This is a genomic window from Amycolatopsis thailandensis, assembly GCF_042723255.1.
Taxonomy (GTDB): Bacteria; Actinomycetota; Actinomycetes; order Mycobacteriales; family Pseudonocardiaceae; genus Amycolatopsis; species Amycolatopsis thailandensis.
In genome coordinates this window covers 1-17493 of record NZ_JBHXJK010000158.1, presented here as the reverse complement: position 1 = coordinate 17493, position 17493 = coordinate 1, and the positions used below count along the sequence as shown (strand labels likewise).

The 17493-nt window shown below is 68.9% G+C and carries 21 protein-coding genes and 1 riboswitch; of the genes, 13 read left to right on the top strand and 8 right to left on the bottom strand.

What is annotated here, in order from left to right; genetic code table 11:
* The first annotated feature begins 211 nt into the window (after positions 1 to 211).
* Positions 212 to 970 carry a D-Ala-D-Ala carboxypeptidase family metallohydrolase gene (locus tag ACFWMR_RS37475; RefSeq protein ID WP_378381828.1) on the top strand — a complete coding sequence of 253 codons (759 nt, stop codon included), beginning with the start codon at positions 212 to 214 and terminating at the stop codon, positions 968 to 970.
* A gap of 5 nt (positions 971 to 975) precedes the next feature.
* Here ACFWMR_RS37475 and ACFWMR_RS37470 read toward each other — a convergent pair whose 3' ends face one another.
* Genes ACFWMR_RS37470 through ACFWMR_RS37455 form a run of 4 tightly spaced genes read right to left on the bottom strand, consistent with a single transcriptional unit; the run spans position 976 to position 4740 of the window.
* On the bottom strand, positions 976 to 1608 hold the full coding sequence (locus ACFWMR_RS37470) for an NUDIX domain-containing protein (protein ID WP_378381827.1): 633 nt from the start codon (positions 1606 to 1608) through the stop codon (positions 976 to 978).
* Positions 1605 to 2798: an adenylosuccinate synthetase gene (locus ACFWMR_RS37465; protein WP_378381826.1), complete on the bottom strand. Its 1194-nt coding sequence runs from the start codon at positions 2796 to 2798 to the stop codon at positions 1605 to 1607. The genes ACFWMR_RS37470 and ACFWMR_RS37465 overlap by 4 nt, the downstream gene beginning before the upstream one ends.
* Positions 2795 to 3769: a hypothetical protein gene (locus tag ACFWMR_RS37460; RefSeq protein ID WP_378381825.1), complete on the bottom strand. Its 975-nt coding sequence runs from the start codon at positions 3767 to 3769 to the stop codon at positions 2795 to 2797. Before ACFWMR_RS37460 ends, ACFWMR_RS37465 begins: the two co-directional genes overlap by 4 nt.
* A gap of 2 nt (positions 3770 to 3771) precedes the next feature.
* Positions 3772 to 4740: an adenylate cyclase gene (locus ACFWMR_RS37455; protein WP_378381824.1), complete on the bottom strand. Its 969-nt coding sequence runs from the start codon at positions 4738 to 4740 to the stop codon at positions 3772 to 3774.
* A 132-nt stretch (positions 4741 to 4872) separates the two neighbouring features.
* Between ACFWMR_RS37455 and ACFWMR_RS37450 the strand changes: the two genes are divergently transcribed.
* Positions 4873 to 5304, top strand: coding sequence for a hypothetical protein (locus ACFWMR_RS37450; protein WP_378381823.1), 432 nt, complete (start codon positions 4873 to 4875; stop codon positions 5302 to 5304).
* A 15-nt stretch (positions 5305 to 5319) separates the two neighbouring features.
* Here the strand turns inward: ACFWMR_RS37450 and ACFWMR_RS37445 are convergent, their stop codons facing one another.
* A complete protein-coding gene (locus tag ACFWMR_RS37445; protein WP_378381822.1) occupies positions 5320 to 5697 on the bottom strand; it encodes a hypothetical protein in 378 nt (125 codons plus the stop codon).
* A 23-nt stretch (positions 5698 to 5720) separates the two neighbouring features.
* Positions 5721 to 5969, bottom strand: coding sequence for a hypothetical protein (locus ACFWMR_RS37440; protein WP_005150008.1), 249 nt, complete (start codon positions 5967 to 5969; stop codon positions 5721 to 5723).
* A gap of 130 nt (positions 5970 to 6099) precedes the next feature.
* Between ACFWMR_RS37440 and ACFWMR_RS37435 the strand changes: the two genes are divergently transcribed.
* From ACFWMR_RS37435 to ACFWMR_RS37405, 7 genes are all read left to right on the top strand, one after another.
* Positions 6100 to 6300, top strand: coding sequence for a hypothetical protein (locus ACFWMR_RS37435; protein WP_378381821.1), 201 nt, complete (start codon positions 6100 to 6102; stop codon positions 6298 to 6300).
* A gap of 238 nt (positions 6301 to 6538) precedes the next feature.
* Positions 6539 to 6772, top strand: a complete 234-nt coding sequence (locus tag ACFWMR_RS37430) for a hypothetical protein (protein ID WP_005150017.1) — start codon at positions 6539 to 6541, stop codon at positions 6770 to 6772.
* Positions 6773 to 6809: 37 nt separating this feature from the next.
* Positions 6810 to 7445, top strand: a complete 636-nt coding sequence (locus tag ACFWMR_RS37425) for a CDP-alcohol phosphatidyltransferase family protein (protein ID WP_378276667.1) — start codon at positions 6810 to 6812, stop codon at positions 7443 to 7445.
* A 63-nt stretch (positions 7446 to 7508) separates the two neighbouring features.
* A complete protein-coding gene (gcvH, locus tag ACFWMR_RS37420) occupies positions 7509 to 7892 on the top strand; it encodes a glycine cleavage system protein GcvH (protein ID WP_378276668.1) in 384 nt (127 codons plus the stop codon).
* Positions 7893 to 8017: 125 nt separating this feature from the next.
* The gene (gene garA / locus ACFWMR_RS37415) at positions 8018 to 8485 is read left to right on the top strand and encodes a glycogen accumulation regulator GarA (protein ID WP_005150023.1); all 468 of its coding nucleotides are present in this window, start codon (positions 8018 to 8020) and stop codon (positions 8483 to 8485) included.
* Entirely contained in the window at positions 8482 to 9243 is a 762-nt protein-coding gene (gene ftsR, locus ACFWMR_RS37410; RefSeq protein WP_378381820.1) for a transcriptional regulator FtsR, read from the top strand. The genes garA and ftsR overlap by 4 nt, the downstream gene beginning before the upstream one ends.
* A 217-nt stretch (positions 9244 to 9460) precedes the next feature.
* Positions 9461 to 9934: a bifunctional nuclease family protein gene (locus tag ACFWMR_RS37405; RefSeq protein WP_005150031.1), complete on the top strand. Its 474-nt coding sequence runs from the start codon at positions 9461 to 9463 to the stop codon at positions 9932 to 9934.
* A gap of 622 nt (positions 9935 to 10556) precedes the next feature.
* Here ACFWMR_RS37405 and ACFWMR_RS37400 read toward each other — a convergent pair.
* Positions 10557 to 11171: a TetR/AcrR family transcriptional regulator gene (locus ACFWMR_RS37400; RefSeq protein WP_378381819.1), complete on the bottom strand. Its 615-nt coding sequence runs from the start codon at positions 11169 to 11171 to the stop codon at positions 10557 to 10559.
* Positions 11172 to 11469: 298 nt separating this feature from the next.
* On the opposite strand from ACFWMR_RS37400, the gene ACFWMR_RS37395 reads away from it, so the two are divergent.
* A complete protein-coding gene (locus ACFWMR_RS37395) occupies positions 11470 to 12051 on the top strand; it encodes a MerR family transcriptional regulator (protein WP_005150040.1) in 582 nt (193 codons plus the stop codon).
* Positions 12052 to 12097: 46 nt separating this feature from the next.
* Positions 12098 to 12194: riboswitch (glycine riboswitch) on the top strand.
* 172 nt (positions 12195 to 12366) lie between these two features.
* On the top strand, positions 12367 to 15246 hold the full coding sequence (gcvP, locus tag ACFWMR_RS37390; protein WP_378381818.1) for an aminomethyl-transferring glycine dehydrogenase: 2880 nt from the start codon (positions 12367 to 12369) through the stop codon (positions 15244 to 15246).
* Between the two features lie 3 nt (positions 15247 to 15249).
* Here the strand turns inward: gcvP and ACFWMR_RS37385 are convergent, their stop codons facing one another.
* Entirely contained in the window at positions 15250 to 15612 is a 363-nt protein-coding gene (locus ACFWMR_RS37385; RefSeq protein WP_378381817.1) for a nuclear transport factor 2 family protein, read from the bottom strand.
* Positions 15613 to 15724: 112 nt separating this feature from the next.
* Between ACFWMR_RS37385 and ACFWMR_RS37380 the strand changes: the two genes are divergently transcribed.
* The gene (locus ACFWMR_RS37380; RefSeq protein ID WP_378381816.1) at positions 15725 to 16552 is read left to right on the top strand and encodes a helix-turn-helix domain-containing protein; all 828 of its coding nucleotides are present in this window, start codon (positions 15725 to 15727) and stop codon (positions 16550 to 16552) included.
* A gap of 48 nt (positions 16553 to 16600) precedes the next feature.
* Entirely contained in the window at positions 16601 to 17428 is an 828-nt protein-coding gene (locus ACFWMR_RS37375; RefSeq protein WP_378381815.1) for an aldo/keto reductase, read from the top strand.
* Positions 17429 to 17493: the final 65 nt, after the last annotated feature.

Sequence of the window (17493 nt, the reverse complement as noted above, 5' to 3'; positions counted from 1 at the left end):
CGCGAGTTCCGTCTCCAAGCACGCGAGTCACGGCTTCAAGCACGCGTGTTCCGTCTTCGAGCACGCGTGACGGCCGCGCCGGAGCGGGTGTGTGGGTCGAACGACCCACAGCGCGGTAGCAGGAACCGCGTTAGCATCCCGGGCAGTGAATCGTTGACAACCCGTGGGGGTCACGGGTCTCACCTTCCCTGCCTTGAAAGGTGTTCCTGTCATGCGCATTCGTTTCCTCCTGCCGATGCTCGCCCTCGTGGCGGGCCTCGGTACCGCGGTGGCCACCCCGGCCGCCGCCGATCCAGGCCCGGTGACGGCGGGCGAAATGTCCGTCTCCGACGCCTGTTACAGCTGGGGACGCACGTTGTCCGAGGGCGCGTCCGGTGAGGACGTCCGGCAGTTGCAGATCCGGGTCGCCGGTTACCCCGGTTACGGTGGCGTCCTCGCCATCGACGGCCAGTTCGGCGCGGGCACCAAGGCCGCGGTCACCCGCTTCCAGCAGGCCTACGGGCTGGGCGCGGACGGCATCGCCGGATCGGCCACGTTCACGAAGATCTACGCGTTGCAGGACGACGACTGCTCGCCGGTCAACTTCACCTTCGCCGAACTGAACCGGTGCAACTCCGACTGGTCGGGCGGCAACGTCTCGGCCGCGACGGCGAAGGCCAACGCGCTGGTGTCGATGTGGAAGCTGCAGGCGATGCGGCACGCCATGGGTGACCGGCCGATCACCGTCAACGGCGGCTTCCGCAGCGTCTCCTGCAACAACGCGGTCGGCGGCGCGACCAACAGCCGTCACCTCTACGGCGACGCGGTGGACCTCGGAGCGGGCTCGCAGGGCTTCTGCGGGCTGGCGAAGCAGGCCCGCAACCACGGGTTCAGTGAGATCCTCGGGCCGGGCTACCCCGGACACAGCGATCACACGCACGTCGCCCACCGGTCCAGCCGGTTCTGGTCGGCTTCGGCCTGCGGGATCTGATCCCGCTATTCCCAGCGCCACAAGGACGGCGGCCGTCCTCCCTTGGGGAGGGCGGCCGCGTGTTCCGTGGTGCGCCGCAAGCCGGGGACCCGCTCCATGGTCCGGCCCAGATTGGCCGGATAGGGGCGGTCCCCGGTCAGTGCCTCGGTCGCGTCCAGCGCCTGCGCCGTGGTGAAGATCGGCCCCAGCAACCCGGCCGTGAACGTGACGTCGCGCCACAGTTTGTCCGCCAGCAGCGGACGGCAGTCCGCCACGATCCGGTCGTGGTCGAACGCCAGCGGGGGCACCTCGTCCAACGGCGCCCACACGACGTTCCCCGGATCGTCGAGCGCCGGGGAAGTGGTGGCCCACAAGGCGACCGACAGCGTCGGACCCCGGGGATCACGGTTCGGCTCGTCGAAGGTGGCGAGCTGTCCCGTCGCCGAAAGCGCGTCGGGCGGCAGCCCCAGTTTGGTGACCGCCGCCCGGCCCGCGGCGTCCCGCAGCCGTTCTCCGACCCCGAGCAGCACCCCGGGCAGGGCGAGCTTGCCCGCGAACGGCTCGGCGGCTCGCGGTGCGATTCCCAGCAGGACTGTGCGGGTGCCGGGGGCGAACCGCACCACGAGCACGTCCACGGACACCGGCGTCGACTCGATCACGCGTAGATTGTCGACCTTGCCTCCGTGACCCGGTAACCCGCCCTGTCCGGGCCGTACCCGGCGACAGCCACCGGCAGCCGCGCGCCGAACCACGCCAGTGGATCCGGCAGCTCGACGGCGGGGGAGCCGTCACCGGGCACGACCCGCAGGCCGGTCGCGTCGAGGTGGGTCACCGCGAACGCGTCCACGCCGTCGCAGGCCGCGAGCGCGTAGTCCAGCAGCGCCGCGTCGAGGTGGCCCGCCCGCCACGCGCCCTGGAACTCGCCGGTTTCGTTGTGGACCTCGGGAAACCGGGCCAGCACGGCGGCGGACTCGCTGGGAAGCGGCCCCGCGCCGTGCCGGGTGAGGTACGTCCGCGTGACCCCCAGTACGGCATGCGGACGCCCACCCAGCAGTGCGCGGGCGTTGTGCGGGGTGGTGGTGGACCAGGTCGTATGCGGATGGAACCCGTGGTGCTGGTCGAGGAGAACCCCCTGCGCTCCCTCGAAAACCAGCCGTCCGGCGTCCGCGAGCCGACCCGTTTCGTCCCCATCGGTGATCCGCACCGCGCCCGCGAAGTCGCGGTACAGCGCCACCAGTTCGTCCACGCTGTGCGACGGTGTGGCGAGCGGCGCGTAGAACCGCGCGAGCGCGTCCAGTTTGCGCCGCAGCACCGACGGCCGAGCGCAGTCCGCGACCGTGGGCGCTTCCCCCGGTGTCCCGATCACCTCCTGGTTCTCCACCACCTCACCCGGCACGGCCCCGGCCAGCAGCGAGTACCAGACGGTCTCGCCGATGCCCTTCCCGCACGAGCCGTGCCGATCCACGCCACGGGCCTCCTCCCTGGCCCGGTTGGCGTGGATGTGGAACGGCGTCGTGAGCAGCGCCCGGCCGTCCACACTCAGCAGCGAAAGCGGATCCCGGACGCCGCCGGTTTCGAGCAGCCGGGCTTCCGCCGCCAGCGCGAACGGCTCGACCAGCACGAACCGCGACAGATGGGTGGGCACGCCGGCGAACGTGCCCGCCCCGAACTGGCTGAAGGTGTGGTGGCGCCCGTCCACGACGACGTTGTGCGCGGCCTGCGCGCCCCCGTTGAAGCGGACGACGGCGGTGGTGGGCCGAGCGGCGCAGAGGGCGTCGACGACGGCGCCCTTGCCCTCGTCGCCGAAACCGAGCCCGACCACCACCACGTGCCCGTCCAGGAGGCTCACCGCAGCACCACGTCGCTCGGGCCACCCGGCTCGGGGACCGCCGAGGTGACGACCGATTTGGTGCCCAGCTTCGCCAGCGCCTTGCCGACGGCCTTGCTCTCGGCGACCGAGCCGACGTCCGCGAGATCGGCGAGCACCCTGTCGACGTCGACGACCCGTTCCTCCAGTCCGATCGTGGCCGCGATCAGCTCGCACACCGCGCCGGGGTCGTCGAGTTTGAGGAAGTTCTGGCCGAGCAGGCCATTCCAGTGCTCGCCGATCTGCGGGTCGTTGTAGTACGAGGACTGGTTCGGCAGGACGAAGTAGACGTGCCACTTGCGGGCCAGTTCCCGGTAGACCGAGGCGGGGTCGATGTCTTCCCGCACGTCGTCGCCGATCACCCGGCGGATGTGGCGGGCCTCCAGCGCGGGCTTGTTCAACTCGTCACCGATGAGGAACAGGTAACCCTTGCGGCCGCGGTTCTGCCAGGCGTCCGTGACCACGTGCCGGGCCATGAAATAGGCGGCCAGTTCGTAGGACTCGCTCTTCTGCCCGCCGCCACCGCCTTCGAGGAACATCGTGCGCAGCTGCTCGTCCATCCGGTTGTCCGATTCGAACTGCCCGACCTGCAACGGGACCCGGTCGCTGTCGGCGTCGCCGATCGCGCCGAACAGCACCTGCGGGTCGGCCAGGTAGCCGCGGCGCTTCAGCAGCCCGTGCAGTTTGCCGAGTTTGCCCTGCATGATCCGCGGCACCCGGCGCATCGAGCCGGTGACGTCGAACAGCACCGCGATCGGCGTCGAATCGCTGTGATCGGCCGAATCCCGGCATTCCCGGACGGCGTTCTTCGGGTCGAGCGCGGGCGCGGCCTTCCAGTCCTTGGCGGGTTTGGCGCGCAGATCGGCGCTGTAGCCGAAATCGTCCTCGCCCTTGGCCGCGCGGAAGGTCTTCGCGGCGGCGTAGGCGTTGTCGTCCCAGTGTCCGTGTCCCATGGTCAGGCTCCTGTCTCGGGGATGATGAACGGGCGGAAGGTGCGGGGGCCGTACAGCTCGCCGAGCAGGTCGTCGTACTCGTCGAGGAGGTCGACGACGTCGGGTCGCTGTGCCGGGTCTTCCTGCGTGCACCACGTGGCGAACTCGCGTTGCCGGGTTTCCGTGGGCGCCAGCAGGGAAAGCATCAAACGATGGAGCATGTGGACGTCGGTGGCCGCGGTCATCGGCAGTCCTTTGTGGACCTCCGGCGGATATTCGGCCGAGTTGTCCGTCGCCAGCGGGAGAGTGCCGCTTTCGACGGCGAAGGACCAGCCCACCAGGACGATCCCGTGCTGTCCGGGATGGACGAGCACGTTGTCCGCGGTGAGATGGCCGTGGACGAGACCCGCGCGATGCGCGCCCGCCACGGCACGCAGCAGACGACGGTGCATCCAGGCGTAATCGCGGCCGTCGAGCCCGTCCGGGAACGCCTCGCCGATGTCGGCGAGGGTGACGAACCCGTCGACGATCGGATCGAGAACGCTGAACGCGCGGTCACCCCTGGCCACCGGGCCGGAGGTGTCGAGCAGCCGCGGGTAGTAGGGCCGCAGCCAGCGGTGCCGTTCGGTGAAGCCGTCGAGAGCGCGCAACGCCGCCCACTCGGCGTGGATCAGCGGGTTGAGCGCCGGGTCCCGGACGAGTTTGACCAGATGCGGCCCGGTGGTCCGGTAGGTCGTCGCGATACTGCCCACCGCGTGCGGAACGGTGAGGGTGTAGCTCGACGTCGCCGTGGTGACCGTCTGACGGCGGGCACGTTTCCAGTCGTCGTAGTGGCGATTGAGGGTCGCGGCCGCCTGATGCGCCCGAGTGTCGCCGGGATTGCGGTCGGGGTGAAGCACGGCGGCCAATTCCCGGTAGGGGTATCGGGCGAACAGAGTGGCCGCGTCGACCGAGTTCTCGATCATCGTCACGGCTTCGTCCCTGGTGAGCATAGTTTGAGTCTAGACGACTCTTACCTCGGGTGGCAAGGGGGCCTCGGGTGACCGCGAGCACGTGGGCACAAATCCCGTGCCGTCATGGCGCTTCGGTGAATAGGCTCAAACAGCCGAACGGAAAGGACTTTCGTGCCGGGAAAACCGCGGAAATCCAGGATTCTCTTCTCGGTGCTGGCCGGGATCTCGTTCGTTTATCTGATCTGGGCCATCGTGGGATCCGTGGGTGATCGCGTGCATGAGTTGAAGACCGGCGAGGACGTCACGGTCTCCGCTGTCTCCGGATGCACGAAGGGAGGGCCGCCGATGAGCGGCCCCCTTCCCTACTGCGAGGTGGAATGGCGGTTCGACGACGGGCGCGCCGGACGAGGGAGGATCGAGGGCGAAAGGGTCGCGGAGGGCGACAGGGTCTTCGCCGGTGACGGGGTCGCCTACCCGTCGAGGGCCTCGCGGATCTGGGGTCTGTCGCTGATCTCGCTGTTCGGCCTGGCGCTGTCGGGCATGCTGATCAGCCTGGTTGTCCTCAGCCGGAGGGAGCAGATCCGGCGGCGCCGCGGGAAATGACGCCGCCGGGCGTGTTCAGTTCCGGGTGGCTTCGATCTGCCGCTCGTCCTCGGTCGAGCAGCTTGTCACCGGATCGTTCGGCCCGCTCCCGCAGGTCCAGGCGCCGATCACCACCGGTCCGGGGCCCTGAGGCGACGCGGCTTCGGCGGGCGTCAGCTTGGCGAAGTAGTCCGTGAGCACCTGTGTCGCTTCGGTGCATTCGGTCTTCCCGCGCGCGACGACCTTGTTCTTCGAGCCTTGGAGCCCGGAGACCTCGCCGCAGGGTGTCCCGGCGGCGGCCGGCGCCGCGGCGGGGGAGGACGGCGGCGGAGCGGCCGCGGGGGCGGGATCGGCGCCGCAGCCGCTCAGCAGGACGACGGCGAGCGCGGCGGGAAGTGCGGAGAGGGTCTTCATGGGCCCTTCTTCTCGGGGATGGTTCATTCGACGGGGACTACGGCGGCGAACACGTTCTGCTCGCCCTTGCTGCAACTGGTGCCGCCTTGTGCGGCCGGGGCGCCGGAAACGCACAGCCAGCCGTCGACGGTCTCGCTGACCGGTTCGTCCGAGCCGGCGGACTGGCGTCCGGCGATCCTCTTGTGGAAGGAGCCGACGATCCCGGTCGCGTCCGCGCAGGAGACCCCGGGCCCGTTGAGCACCTGGAGGGTCAGTCCGCTCGCCGCCGTCACCGTGCCGCACGAACCCTGTACCGGTTCAGCGGGTTTCGGCTGGGTGGTGGGTTTCGGGGCGGTGGACGGACTTGGCGCGGTCTGCGACGGAATCGGGGGCAGTGACGTGACGGATATGGCCGACGGAGGCGTGGGAGGCAAGACCGTCATCGAGGTGACAGGCGGTGGCGGATCTTCGCCCGAACAGGCGGCGAGCGTCGCGGCGATCGCGCAGACCGCGAACAGGCGCCGGCACGTTCCCGTGGTCGTCGAGACGGGCAAGGCGATCCTTTCGTCGGCCGGTCGTGGCCGGCCCATTCTGACCCGGCCGGGCCCGATGCCGTGGCATTGAGCCACGTTCGATTCGCGGGAGGTTATCGCGCCGTCCGCGTGGCGGTACGCGAGGACCGCCCAATCACTGTCCATTGTGGACAATTAACATGCCGTTCACGCCTCGGCGACAGCCTGTTGCCGCGACGAACCGATCGGACGAATCCGGCGCCGAACCGTTAACACGCGGCCCCGTTCTGCCGAAAACAAAGGTAGCGCTCCGGCGTGTCCCAGTCCCCGTCACCGAAACCGTGAGAGCGATGAAGACCGACGAACAGACCGATCCCGCGTCACCCCAGGCCACCGCACCGGCGAACACGGAGCTGCCACCGACGGCACCGTGCACCGTCGTCTGGTGTGGCGGCCGCCCGTACGTCCTCGAAAGCTCCGCCGGCCACACGCGCTGGATGGGCACCGACCACCGAGGCAGGCCCGTGGCGCTGACCAGCGCGGACCTGCAACGCCGCGGCTGGACCCACACCCGGGCCAGCTGACGCGGGAGGACCTGCCGCCGCTGGATAGGCTGAGCGGGTGAGTACGCCCCCCGAACCGAGCGTGACCAGCGAAGAGCCTTCTTTGCTGCGGCAGGCCCTGAACGTTCCCAACATGCTTTCGATCCTCCGGCTCGCCGGGGTGCCCGTCTTCCTGTGGCTGCTCCTCGGTCCGAAGGAGGACGGCTGGGCGCTCGCGCTGCTCGTGTTCAGCGCCCTCACCGACTGGCTCGACGGCAAACTCGCCCGCTGGCTCAACCAGATGTCGCGGCTCGGGCAGCTGCTCGACCCCGCCGCCGACCGGCTCTACATCCTCGCCACGCTCATCGCCTTCCTGATCCGCGACATCATCCCGTGGTGGCTGGTGGTCCCGCTGGTCGTCCGCGAGGCCGTGCTCGGCGTCTGCGTGCTGTTACTGCGGCGCCGCGGGTTCGCCCCGCCGGAGGTCACCTACATCGGCAAGGGCGCCACCTTCGTGCTGATGTACGCCTTCCCGTTCCTGCTGCTCACGCAGGGCGGCTCCGACATCGCCGCCATCGCCCGGCCGATCGGGTACGCGTTCACGGCGTGGGGCGCGGTCCTGTACGTCTATTCGGGCGTGCTGTACATCGTCCAGACGGCTCGGGCACTCCGGACGGCCGAACCCGCGGACTTGCGGGAGGCGCCGGGCGCGTGACCCGGCGGGATGCGAAACTGCGCGCGTCGGATTCGAGCGAGGGCGTCAGAAAGGGGAGCGGCGTTGTCCACTCCAGAAGAACTGCGGTACACCGAGGAGCACGAGTGGGTCTCCGTGCGCGACGGAGGGCTCGTGCGCGTGGGCATCACGGAGTACGCCCAGGACCAGCTCGGTGACGTGGTGTTCGTCGAACTGCCCGAGGTCGGCAAGCAGGTCGGCTCCGGCGACGCGTTCGGCGAGGTCGAGTCGACCAAGAGCGTTTCGGAGCTGTTCGCCCCGCTCGACGGCGAGGTGGTCGCGGTCAACGAAGCGGTGACCGAGTCGCCCGAGCTGATCAACAGCGACCCCTACGGCGAGGGCTGGCTGATCGAACTCCGTCTCGACGACGCGAGCTCGGTCGAATCCCTGCTCGAGGCCGAGGCCTACCAGGCGCTGATCAAGGAATAGCCGCAGGCCGCGGCCCTTCGGGAAGAGTAGGGGGAGCCGCGGGCCGGAGTTTCGATCAGGCACGGTACGTTTGACCTCCACACGTTCTTGAGTAGTGGCAACACACATGCGTTAGGAGAGCTCAGGTGAGCACGAACGACGGGCCCGGCGTTCCCCCGGAGCAGTCTCCGGAGCGGACTTCTGTCTTCCGGGCCGACTTCCTGGCCGACGTCGAAGGCACTGAGGCTCCTCCGGCTGCCGAGGCCCCCGTCCAGGGCGTGGACGCGCTGCCCGCGGGTTCCGCGCTGCTGGTCGTCAAGCGGGGACCGAACGCCGGTTCGCGCTTCCTGCTGGACCGCGACACCACCAGCGCGGGACGGCACCCGGACAGCGACATCTTCCTCGACGACGTCACGGTTTCCCGGCGGCACGCCGAGTTCCGCCGTGAGGGTGGCGAGTTCGTCGTCATCGACGTCGGCAGCCTCAACGGCACCTACGTCAACCGCGAGCCGGTCGACCAGGCCGTGCTCGCCGGTGGCGACGAGGTGCAGATCGGCAAGTTCCGCCTGGTCTTCCTGACCGGCCCGGGTCACGGGGGCCAGGGGGCACGGTGACGGCGGCCGGGCGGCCTGATCGGGATGCGTCGCAGCGCGATGGGTTGAGTATCGGGGCCGTGCTGGCACAGCTGCGCGGCGATTTCCCCGATGTCACCATCTCCAAGATCCGGTTCCTCGAGGCGGAGGGTCTGGTCCAGCCGGGCCGGACCCCGTCGGGGTACCGGCAGTTCGCTCCGGCGGACGTGGAGCGGTTGCGGTTCGTCCTGTCCGCCCAGCGGGATCACTACCTTCCGCTGAAGGTCATCAAGGAACAGCTGGACGCGGCGGATCAGGGTGCCGCGCTCTCGGCGGTGCTGCCCAAGCCGCCGCGGAAACTCGTTTCGCTCGACGCCCCCGGGGAAAACGGTGGATTGCCGTCCCCCGGGGACTTCGAGACCGATCGCGAGATCAGGCTGACCGAGGAAGATCTGCTCCGTCAGGCGGGCATCGACGCCGCCACCCTGGCTGAGCTGCGGCAATACGGTCTCGTCCGGCCGGGAGCGGCGGGATTCTTCGATCCTGACGCGGTCCTCGTGGCGAAGACCGTGAAAGCGATGACCGAATTCGGTATAGAGCCGAGACATCTGCGTGCCTTCCGGGCCGCCGCCGACCGCGAGGTCGGCCTGGTGGAGCAGATCGTGACCCCGGTGTATCGGCATCGTGACGAGGACGCCAAGGCGAGGGGCGACGAGGTCGTCCGAGAGCTCGCGGCACTGACCGTGGCGTTACATACGCTCTTGGTGAAGGCCGGAATACGGGCTGTCACGGGCGGTTGAACGGCTCAAGGAGCCGCGAACCGTTGTGAGGCCACTTGTCAATGACTGAATGTTCGGCATCCGATGCCGTACCGTGGAGTTGGGTTTGCCACGGGCGAACCGGAATGTCGGAGACAGCGAGCACAGCGCGCGGAAGACGGGTAGCGTCGGGACTGCCGTCGCTTGGTCGTCGAGACAAGCGTTGCAGCCCGTGCGCACGAGAGGGAGGCGAAGCCCGATGAGCGAGATGCGCGTCGTCGGCGTGCGGGTGGAGCTGCCCGCGAATCAGCCGATCTTGTTGCTACGGGAAACCGAAGGCGAGCGGTACCTGCCGATCTGGATCGGCTCGGTCGAGGCCACCGCCATCGCCTTGGAGCAGCAGGGAGTCCGCCCGGCCCGTCCGCTCACCCATGACCTGCTCAAAGAGGTCATCGGAGCGTTGGGTCGCGAGCTGGAACAGGTCGTCATCACAGACTTGAAGGAAGGCACGTTCTTCGCGGAACTGGTCTTCGACGGGGACATCCGGGTTTCGGCGCGGCCGAGCGACTCGGTGGCCCTGGCGCTGCGGGTGGGGGTGCCGATCCACGCCGTCGACGCGGTGCTGGAGGAAGCGGGCCTCATCATCCCCGACGAGCAGGAGGACGAGGTGGAGAAGTTCCGCGAGTTCCTCGACTCGGTCTCGCCGGAGGACTTCCGCGGCGCGGACACCTGATCACCTACCAGGATCTCGAACGAAGGGGCGGCGCCGGTGGCGCCGCCCCTTCTTCATGCTTGCGGTGTCGATCGCAAAGTCCGTAAAAGTGGCGGTGAAGTGTCGGTACAGGTGGTCGTGAGTGGCGAGGCCGGTTCCGGCGGATCCGTATTCGCCTGCCCACTGTGTGACCGGTCGAGTGTGGAGGATTTGGGACGTTGAGTGTCCCGGATCCTCCACGCTCGGTCTTGTTGGTGGGGGAGTCAGGGCAGTGAACGTGCTGGGTCTGTCGTCGGTGGAGCCGTGTTTCGTCGTGGTGCCGGGTGGGGCTGGATGGTGGCGTGGTCGACGGGGGAGGATTCCGGACGTTGAGTGTCCGGAATCTTCCCCTGTCACCTCGTCTGCCACCGGTCCCTGACCGACATGACCTTGATCAACGGAGGATCGGGGACGTTGAGTGTCCCGGATCTTCCGTTGATCAAGTTCCGAAGCCGGGCGACCCCACGGTGAAGGAATTGGGACGTTCAACGTCCCAATTCCCGCACCGTCGAGCCCGGCAGACGCTGAACCGCCACCCTCGCGCAGGTCGATAAATGCCGGTCCGCTCTAACCGTCCCTGCCACTCACGAGGTGAGCCCGGCACTCAGGACGCGGTCGCCTTGACGAACAGGTCCGCGAGTTCCCGCCCGTACCGCTCCAGGTCCAGGTTCGGGTCCGCCGCGAACTTCGCGGCCACACCGTCGACGGCCTGCGCGATGGACAGCGCCATCACGTCCGCCGCGAAGTCGCCGAAAGCGCCGTCCTGCTGGCCCTGCTTCAGCTGGCGTTCGAGCCGCCCGGTCCGGAACTCCTCGACCATCGGCGCCGACATGAACCAGCCTTCGACGTCGGAGCCGCTCGAAGCCATCTCGACCATGACCCGCACGAGCTCCGGGTACGAGCCGAGGAACGCGATCTCCGACTCGATGTAGCCGCGCAGGAGCCCGGCCCGGTCGGTCGTGCCCTGGATGCGCTCTTCCAGGAACTTGTCCTTCATGCCGGTCACGGTGGTGACCACGGCCTGCATCAGGCCGGCCTTGTTGGTGAAGTGGTAGGAGATGATCCGGGTGCTGGACAGCCCGGCCCGCTCCTTGATCTTCGCGAACGACGTCTTGTGGTAGCCGAGCTCGGAGATCGTCGCGATGGTGGCTCCGACGATCTGGGCTCGCCGCGCGGCTTCCGTGACCGACAGCCCCAGCTCCGCCTGAACTTCTTGCATGGCACTTTGGGTGGAGGGATTTACTTGCATGAGTAAAAAATAACACGACTGAGTAAAATGGGCAAGCGTGCGGCCGAACGGGGGAGTGTTCCCTGGCAAGCCTCAAGAAGAGCTTGAGGCCGACCGCGCGTCGCGTTGACCGCTTTGCCGGACGCGCTTACCGTCAATGAAGGTGAATCGCCAAGGTGTGATTCGGATGTCTGGGGCATTCGTCTTGACGGTTCACTCCGGTGCGGACTCACGTGGGTCCGCGCGGCTTTGTTCGCCGGCCGCCAGGTCGGGCGAGGGGAGGCATGGCGTGGTCGAGGCTGGTAGCCCTCAAGAGCCGCTCGTTCCGGTCGCTGACGGCGAGCAGGGCGAGCTGTTCCCCGACTCTTCCCTTCCGGATGAACTCGTCGGCTACCGCGGTCCCGCCGCCTGTCAGATCGCCGGGATCACCTACCGGCAGCTCGACTACTGGGCCCGCACGAAGCTGGTCGCGCCGAGCATCCGGACGGCGCACGGTTCCGGTTCGCAGCGGCTCTACTCGTTCAAGGACATCCTCGTCCTGAAGGTCGTCAAGCGGCTCCTGGACACCGGTGTCTCCCTCCAGAACATCCGCGTCGCCGTGGACCACCTGCGCCTGCGCGGCGTCCGCGACCTCGCCAAGGTCACCCTGTTCTCCGACGGCACCACCGTCTACGAGTGCACCTCGCCCGAAGAGATCGTCGATTTACTCCAGGGCGGGCAGGGCGTGTTCGGCATCGCGGTCAGCGGGGCGATGCAGGAGATCAGCGGCACCATCCACGAGTTCCCGGCCGAGCGGGCCGACGGCGGCGTGATCGAAACCGTCACTCCGGACGAGCTCACTCAGCGCCGTAACGCACGTCGCACCGGCTGATCATGAAGCCGCGCGAGCGGCAGGGTAGGCTCACTTCCGCGGTCGACGAATCCGCGCGGGAGAGTCCGAGCCGATAACAGCTCGGCGCCGAAGGAGCAAGTCCTCCCCGGAACCTCTCAGGCACCCTGGACCGCGCGGACGAGACGCCTCTGGAAAGTGAGTCGCCAGGTCACCACCTGGCGGCCCCGCCGACGGTGCAAGCCCGAATCAACCCACGGGCGAAACTCTCAGGCGCCCCCGCGGGGGGTACGGACAGAGTGGGGAGGGCCAGGACAATCCGTCCCGGCCCCACCCCCGCGTCTTGGGAGGTCCCCGATGGAGCCCGTTTCACTGGCCGCTCTCGAATCCGGAACCCCTTTCGCGGACCGGCACATCGGTCCTGGCGCCGAAGACCTCGCACGCATCCTCGACGTCGTCGGCGTCGCCTCTCTCGACGAGCTCGCCGAGCGGGCCGTTCCCGCGTCGCTGAGGGAGTCCGCGACACCGCCGGAGCTGCCGCCACCCGCCACCGAGACCGGCGCGCTCGCCGAACTCCGCGCCCTGGCCGCGCGTAACCGGCCGATGACGCAGATGATCGGCCTCGGCTACCACGACACGGTGACCCCGCCGGTGATCCGCCGCAACGTGCTGGAGAGCCCGGCCTGGTACACCGCGTACACGCCGTATCAGCCGGAGATCTCGCAGGGCCGTCTCGAAGCGCTGCTCAACTTCCAGACCATGGTCGCCGACCTGACCGGCCTGCCGATCGCCAACGCGTCGATGCTGGACGAGGCGACGGCGGCGGCGGAGGCGATGACGCTGGTCCGCCGGGCGGGCAAGGCGAAATCGAACCGGTTCGTGGTCGACGAGGACACCCTGCCCCAGACGATCGAGGTCCTGCGCACTCGCGCCGAACCGCTCGGCATCGAGCTGGTGACCGCCGACCTGTCCCAGGGCATCACCGGACTGGGCCTCGGTGGCGACTTCTTCGGGGTGCTGCTGTCGTACCCAGGGGCTTCGGGCGCCGTCCGCGAATGGGACCACACCATCGCCGAGGCCAAGGCACTGGGCGCGGCCGTGGTGATGGCCGCGGATCCGCTCGCGCTGACCCTGCTCCGGCCGCCGGGCGAGCTCGGCGCCGACGTCGCGATCGGCTCGACGCAGCGGTTCGGCGTCCCGATGGGCTTCGGCGGCCCGCACGCGGCGTACCTCGCTGTCCGGCAAGGTCTCGAACGGCAGTTGCCGGGCAGGCTGGTCGGCGTGTCGAAGGACGCGGACGGCGCGCCCGCGTACCGGCTCGCGCTCCAGACCCGCGAACAGCACATCCGCCGCGAGAAGGCGACGAGCAACATCTGCACCGCTCAGGTGCTCTTGGCGGTCATCGCGTCGATGTACGCGGTGTACCACGGCCCCGAAGGACTGCGTGCCATCGCGAGCCGCGCGCACCGGATGGCCACCGTGCTCGCGGCGGGGCTCGCCGAAAGCGGTGTCGACGTCGTGCACTGCGAGTTCTTCGACACCGTGAAGGTCTCCGTCCCCGGCCGCGCGGCGGTCGTCGTCGGCACGGCGCGGGAGCTCGGGGTCAACCTGCGGCTCGTGGACGCGGACCACGTCGCCGTCGCCTGTGACGAGACGACGACCCGCGAGCACCTTTCCTTGGTGTGGAAGGCTTTCGGCGTGGCGGTGTCCGATGTGGACTCGCTCGACGCCGACACCGCCGACGGCTTCCCGCCGGATCTGCGCCGTACGAGCGACTACCTGACCCATCCCGTCTTTCACGCGCACCGCTCGGAGACGGCGCTGCTGCGGTACCTGAGAGCGTTGTCCGACAAGGACGTCGCACTCGACCGGAGCATGATCCCGCTCGGCTCGTGCACGATGAAACTCAACGCCACGGCGGAAATGGAGCCGATCACCTGGCCCGAGTTCGCCGGTCTGCACCCGTTCGCGCCCGCCGAAGACGCCGCCGGACTCCTCACGATCGTGAAGGACCTGGAGCGGTGGCTGGCCGGCATCACCGGCTACGACGCCGTTTCCCTGCAACCGAACGCCGGGAGCCAGGGCGAGTTCGCGGGGTTGCTGGCGATCCGGGCCTATCACCGGGAACACGGGAACGCGGCGCGTGACGTCTGCCTGATCCCGTCGAGCGCGCACGGGACGAACGCGGCCAGCGCGGTCATGGCGGGAATGCGGGTTGTCGTCGTGAAATGCGACGACGAGGGCAACATCGACCTCGGCCACCTCAAGTCCACAGTGGACGAGCACGCGGACGACCTGGCCGCGATCATGATCACCTATCCGTCGACGCACGGCGTCTACGAGGACACCGTCCGCGAGGTCTGCGCACTGGTGCACGACGCGGGCGGCCAGGTGTACGTCGACGGCGCGAACCTCAACGCCCTGATCGGGGTCGCGCAGTACGGCAGGTTCGGCGCCGACGTCTCGCATCTCAACCTGCACAAGACCTTCTGCATCCCGCACGGCGGAGGCGGGCCGGGCATCGGGCCGATCGGCGTCCGCGCGCATCTGGCGCCGTACCTGCCGAACCACCCGCTGCAGCCGGACGCCGGACCGGCCACGGGCGTGGGCCCGATCAGCGCCGCGCCCTGGGGGAGCGCGTCGATCCTGCCGATCTCCTGGGCCTACGTCCGGATGATGGGCGCGGAGGGCCTGAGGCGTGCGACGCTGACCGCGGTCGCGAACGCCAACTACGTCGCCAAGCGCCTCGCGGAGCACTATCCGGTGCTGTACTCCGGGCACGACGGCCTGGTGGCGCACGAGTGCATCCTCGACCTCCGCGCGCTCACGAAGCGGGCCGGCGTCACCGTCGACGACGTCGCCAAACGGCTCGCCGACTACGGCCTCCACGCGCCGACGATGTCCTTCCCCGTCGCGGGAACCCTCATGGTCGAGCCCACCGAGAGCGAGGATCTCGGCGAACTCGACCGGTTCTGCGACGCGATGATCGCGATCCGCGGTGAGATCGAGAAGGTCGCGGCGGGGGAGTGGCCGGTGGAGGCGAGCCCGCTGCGGAACGCCCCGCACACCGCGCGCTGTCTCGCGGGTGAGTGGGATCGTCCGTACAGCAGGGAGATCGCGGTCTTCCCGGCCGGCTTCGGGGCGGCGAAGATCTGGCCTCCGGTGCGGCGGATCGACGGGGCCGCGGGGGACCGCAACCTCGTCTGCTCCTGCCCGCCGCCGGAGGCCTTCGCGTGAGTGTCAGCCGGGCATCTTGTCGAGAAAGCCCAGCACCTGCTTGATCCGCCCGTCCTCGACGGTGATGACGTCGAAACCGATCGCCAGCGGCTCCTCCGCGCCCTCCGGGCCCAGGTACCACTGGAACCGAGCGATGTCGTGGTGCGCGTCGGGTGCCGTGGGCAGGCTGAACCTCAGGCCCGCGAACTGGGCCTGCGCCCCGGCGATGAAGCCGTCGACACCGCCGTGGCCGGTGACGGCGCCGAGCGGGTCGGTGTAGACGGCGTCCTCGGTGAACACTTCGGCGATGAGCGCGCGGCGCTTGTCCGCGTCGGTCTCGTTCCACACGGCGATGTACTGCTCGGCGACGCGCTGGATGTCCGACATGGTGTCCTCTTTCGTTGGTGGGTAACCGATGAGGCAACTCTGTCGGCCGGAGGCGGATCCCGTCGATTACGCGGGAGGTAATGGCGGCGCGGCACCCGCGGTGCGTAGGTTCGTGATCGTGACGACCACAGTGACCGCGAGCCGCGCCGGGCGACCCGTCGGCGAACTCCTGCGGGAATGGCGCGACCGCCGCCGGATCAGCCAGCTCGACCTCGCCATCTCCGCGGAGATCTCCACCCGGCATCTGAGCTTCGTGGAGACCGGCCGGTCCAAGCCCAGCCGGGACATGGTGCTGCGGCTCGGCGAACACCTGGAGGTGCCTTTGCGGGAACGCAATCAGCTGCTTTTGGCGGCGGGTTACGCGCCCGCCTACGCCGAGAGCGGCCTGGGAGCCCCGGAGATGGCGGCGGTCCGCAAGGCGGTCCGTCAGCTGCTGACCAGCCACGAGCCGTACCCGGCCGCCGTCGCCGATCGCTGGTGGAACCTGGTCGACGCCAACGCGAGTGTTTCGATCATGACCGACCTCGTCTCGCCGACCCTCATGACGCCGCCGGTCAACGTCCTGCGGCTGACGCTGCATCCCGAGGGGATGGCGCCGCATGTGCTGAACCTGGGGGAGTGGCGTGCCCACCTGCTCGGCAGGCTGCGGCGGCAGGTGACCCAGACGGCCGATCCGGTGCTGACCGATCTCCTGGAGGAACTGCTCGCCTATCCCTGCGCGGACCCCGTCCCCGAGGTGGAGGTCCCCGGACCGGGTGACATCTTCGTCCCGTTGCGGCTGCGGCACGAGGGCGCCGATCTCACGTTCTTCAGCACGGTCTCCACTTTCGGTACGCCGTTGGACATCACGGTCGCCGAGCTGGTGATCGAATCCTTCTTCCCCGCCGACGCGGACACGGCGGAGCATCTGCGCGCCTACGCGGCCCGCGGGATGGAATGATGCGGGACAAGAAGCCCTGCGACAGAGCCCAGTGAGGATTCTTCATCCATGGCCGTGCCTTCCGTCGTCCTGAACAACGAGGTAGCCATCCCCCAACTCGGTTTCGGTGTCTGGCAGGTGCCCGCGGGCGACACGGCCAAGGTCGTCCGGACCGCCATCGAGGCCGGGTACCGCAGCATCGACACCGCCGCGTCTTACGGGAACGAAGCCGGTGTCGGCGAGGCGATCCGCTCGGCGGGGGTGCCCCGCGACGAACTGTTCATCACCACGAAGCTGCCGAACCCGGCGCACGGCTACGACGAGGCGCTCCGGGCGTTCGACGCGAGCCTCGCGCAGCTCGGCCTGGACCGCATCGACCTGTACCTGGTCCACTGGCCGATGCCGACGCGCGGGAAGTACGTCGAAACCTGGCGGGCGCTGGAAAAGCTCTACGCGGACGGCCGCACGCGAGCCATCGGCGTGTCGAACTTCCACGTCCCGCATCTGCGGCGGCTGTTCGGCGAAACCGGGATCGTGCCCGCGGTCAACCAGGTCGAGTTGCATCCCCGGCTCCAGCAGAAGGCGCTGCGGGAGTTCCACGCCGAGCACGGCATCGTCACCGAGGCGTGGAGCCCGCTGGCGCAGGGGTCGCTGCTCTCGGACGCGACGCTGACCGCGCTCGCCGCCAAGTACGGCAAGAGCCCGGCCCAGCTGGTGCTGCGCTGGCATCTGCAACTCGGCACGGTGGCCATCCCGAAGTCCGTGACCCCGTCCCGGATCCGCGAGAACCTCGACGTCTTCGACTTCGAACTGGCCGAAGACGATCTCGCCGCCCTCTCCGAGTTCGACGACGGCACTCGCACCGGCCCGGACCCGGACACCTTCGACCTGATCTGAGTAACGTGAAGGCCCCCTTCCTTGCGCCTGGCGCAGGGAAGGGGGCCTTCACGTACTTCCGGGTG

Bases quoted from the DNA above. Each gene is read 5' to 3' on its own strand.
- ACFWMR_RS37475 (WP_378381828.1), top strand. From the start codon at position 212: ATGCGCATTCGTTTCCTCCTGCCGATGCTCGCCCTCGTGGCGGGCCTC.
- ACFWMR_RS37460 (WP_378381825.1), bottom strand. From the start codon at position 3,769: ATGGGACACGGACACTGGGACGACAACGCCTACGCCGCCGCGAAGACC.
- ACFWMR_RS37455 (WP_378381824.1), bottom strand. From the start codon at position 4,740: ATGCTCACCAGGGACGAAGCCGTGACGATGATCGAGAACTCGGTCGAC.
- ACFWMR_RS37445 (WP_378381822.1), bottom strand. From the start codon at position 5,697: ATGAAGACCCTCTCCGCACTTCCCGCCGCGCTCGCCGTCGTCCTGCTG.
- ACFWMR_RS37430 (WP_005150017.1), top strand. From the start codon at position 6,539: ATGAAGACCGACGAACAGACCGATCCCGCGTCACCCCAGGCCACCGCA.
- ACFWMR_RS37405 (WP_005150031.1), top strand. From the start codon at position 9,461: ATGAGCGAGATGCGCGTCGTCGGCGTGCGGGTGGAGCTGCCCGCGAAT.
- ACFWMR_RS37400 (WP_378381819.1), bottom strand. From the start codon at position 11,171: ATGCAAGAAGTTCAGGCGGAGCTGGGGCTGTCGGTCACGGAAGCCGCG.
- gcvP (WP_378381818.1), top strand. From the start codon at position 12,367: ATGGAGCCCGTTTCACTGGCCGCTCTCGAATCCGGAACCCCTTTCGCG.
- ACFWMR_RS37385 (WP_378381817.1), bottom strand. From the start codon at position 15,612: ATGTCGGACATCCAGCGCGTCGCCGAGCAGTACATCGCCGTGTGGAAC.
- ACFWMR_RS37375 (WP_378381815.1), top strand. From the start codon at position 16,601: ATGGCCGTGCCTTCCGTCGTCCTGAACAACGAGGTAGCCATCCCCCAA.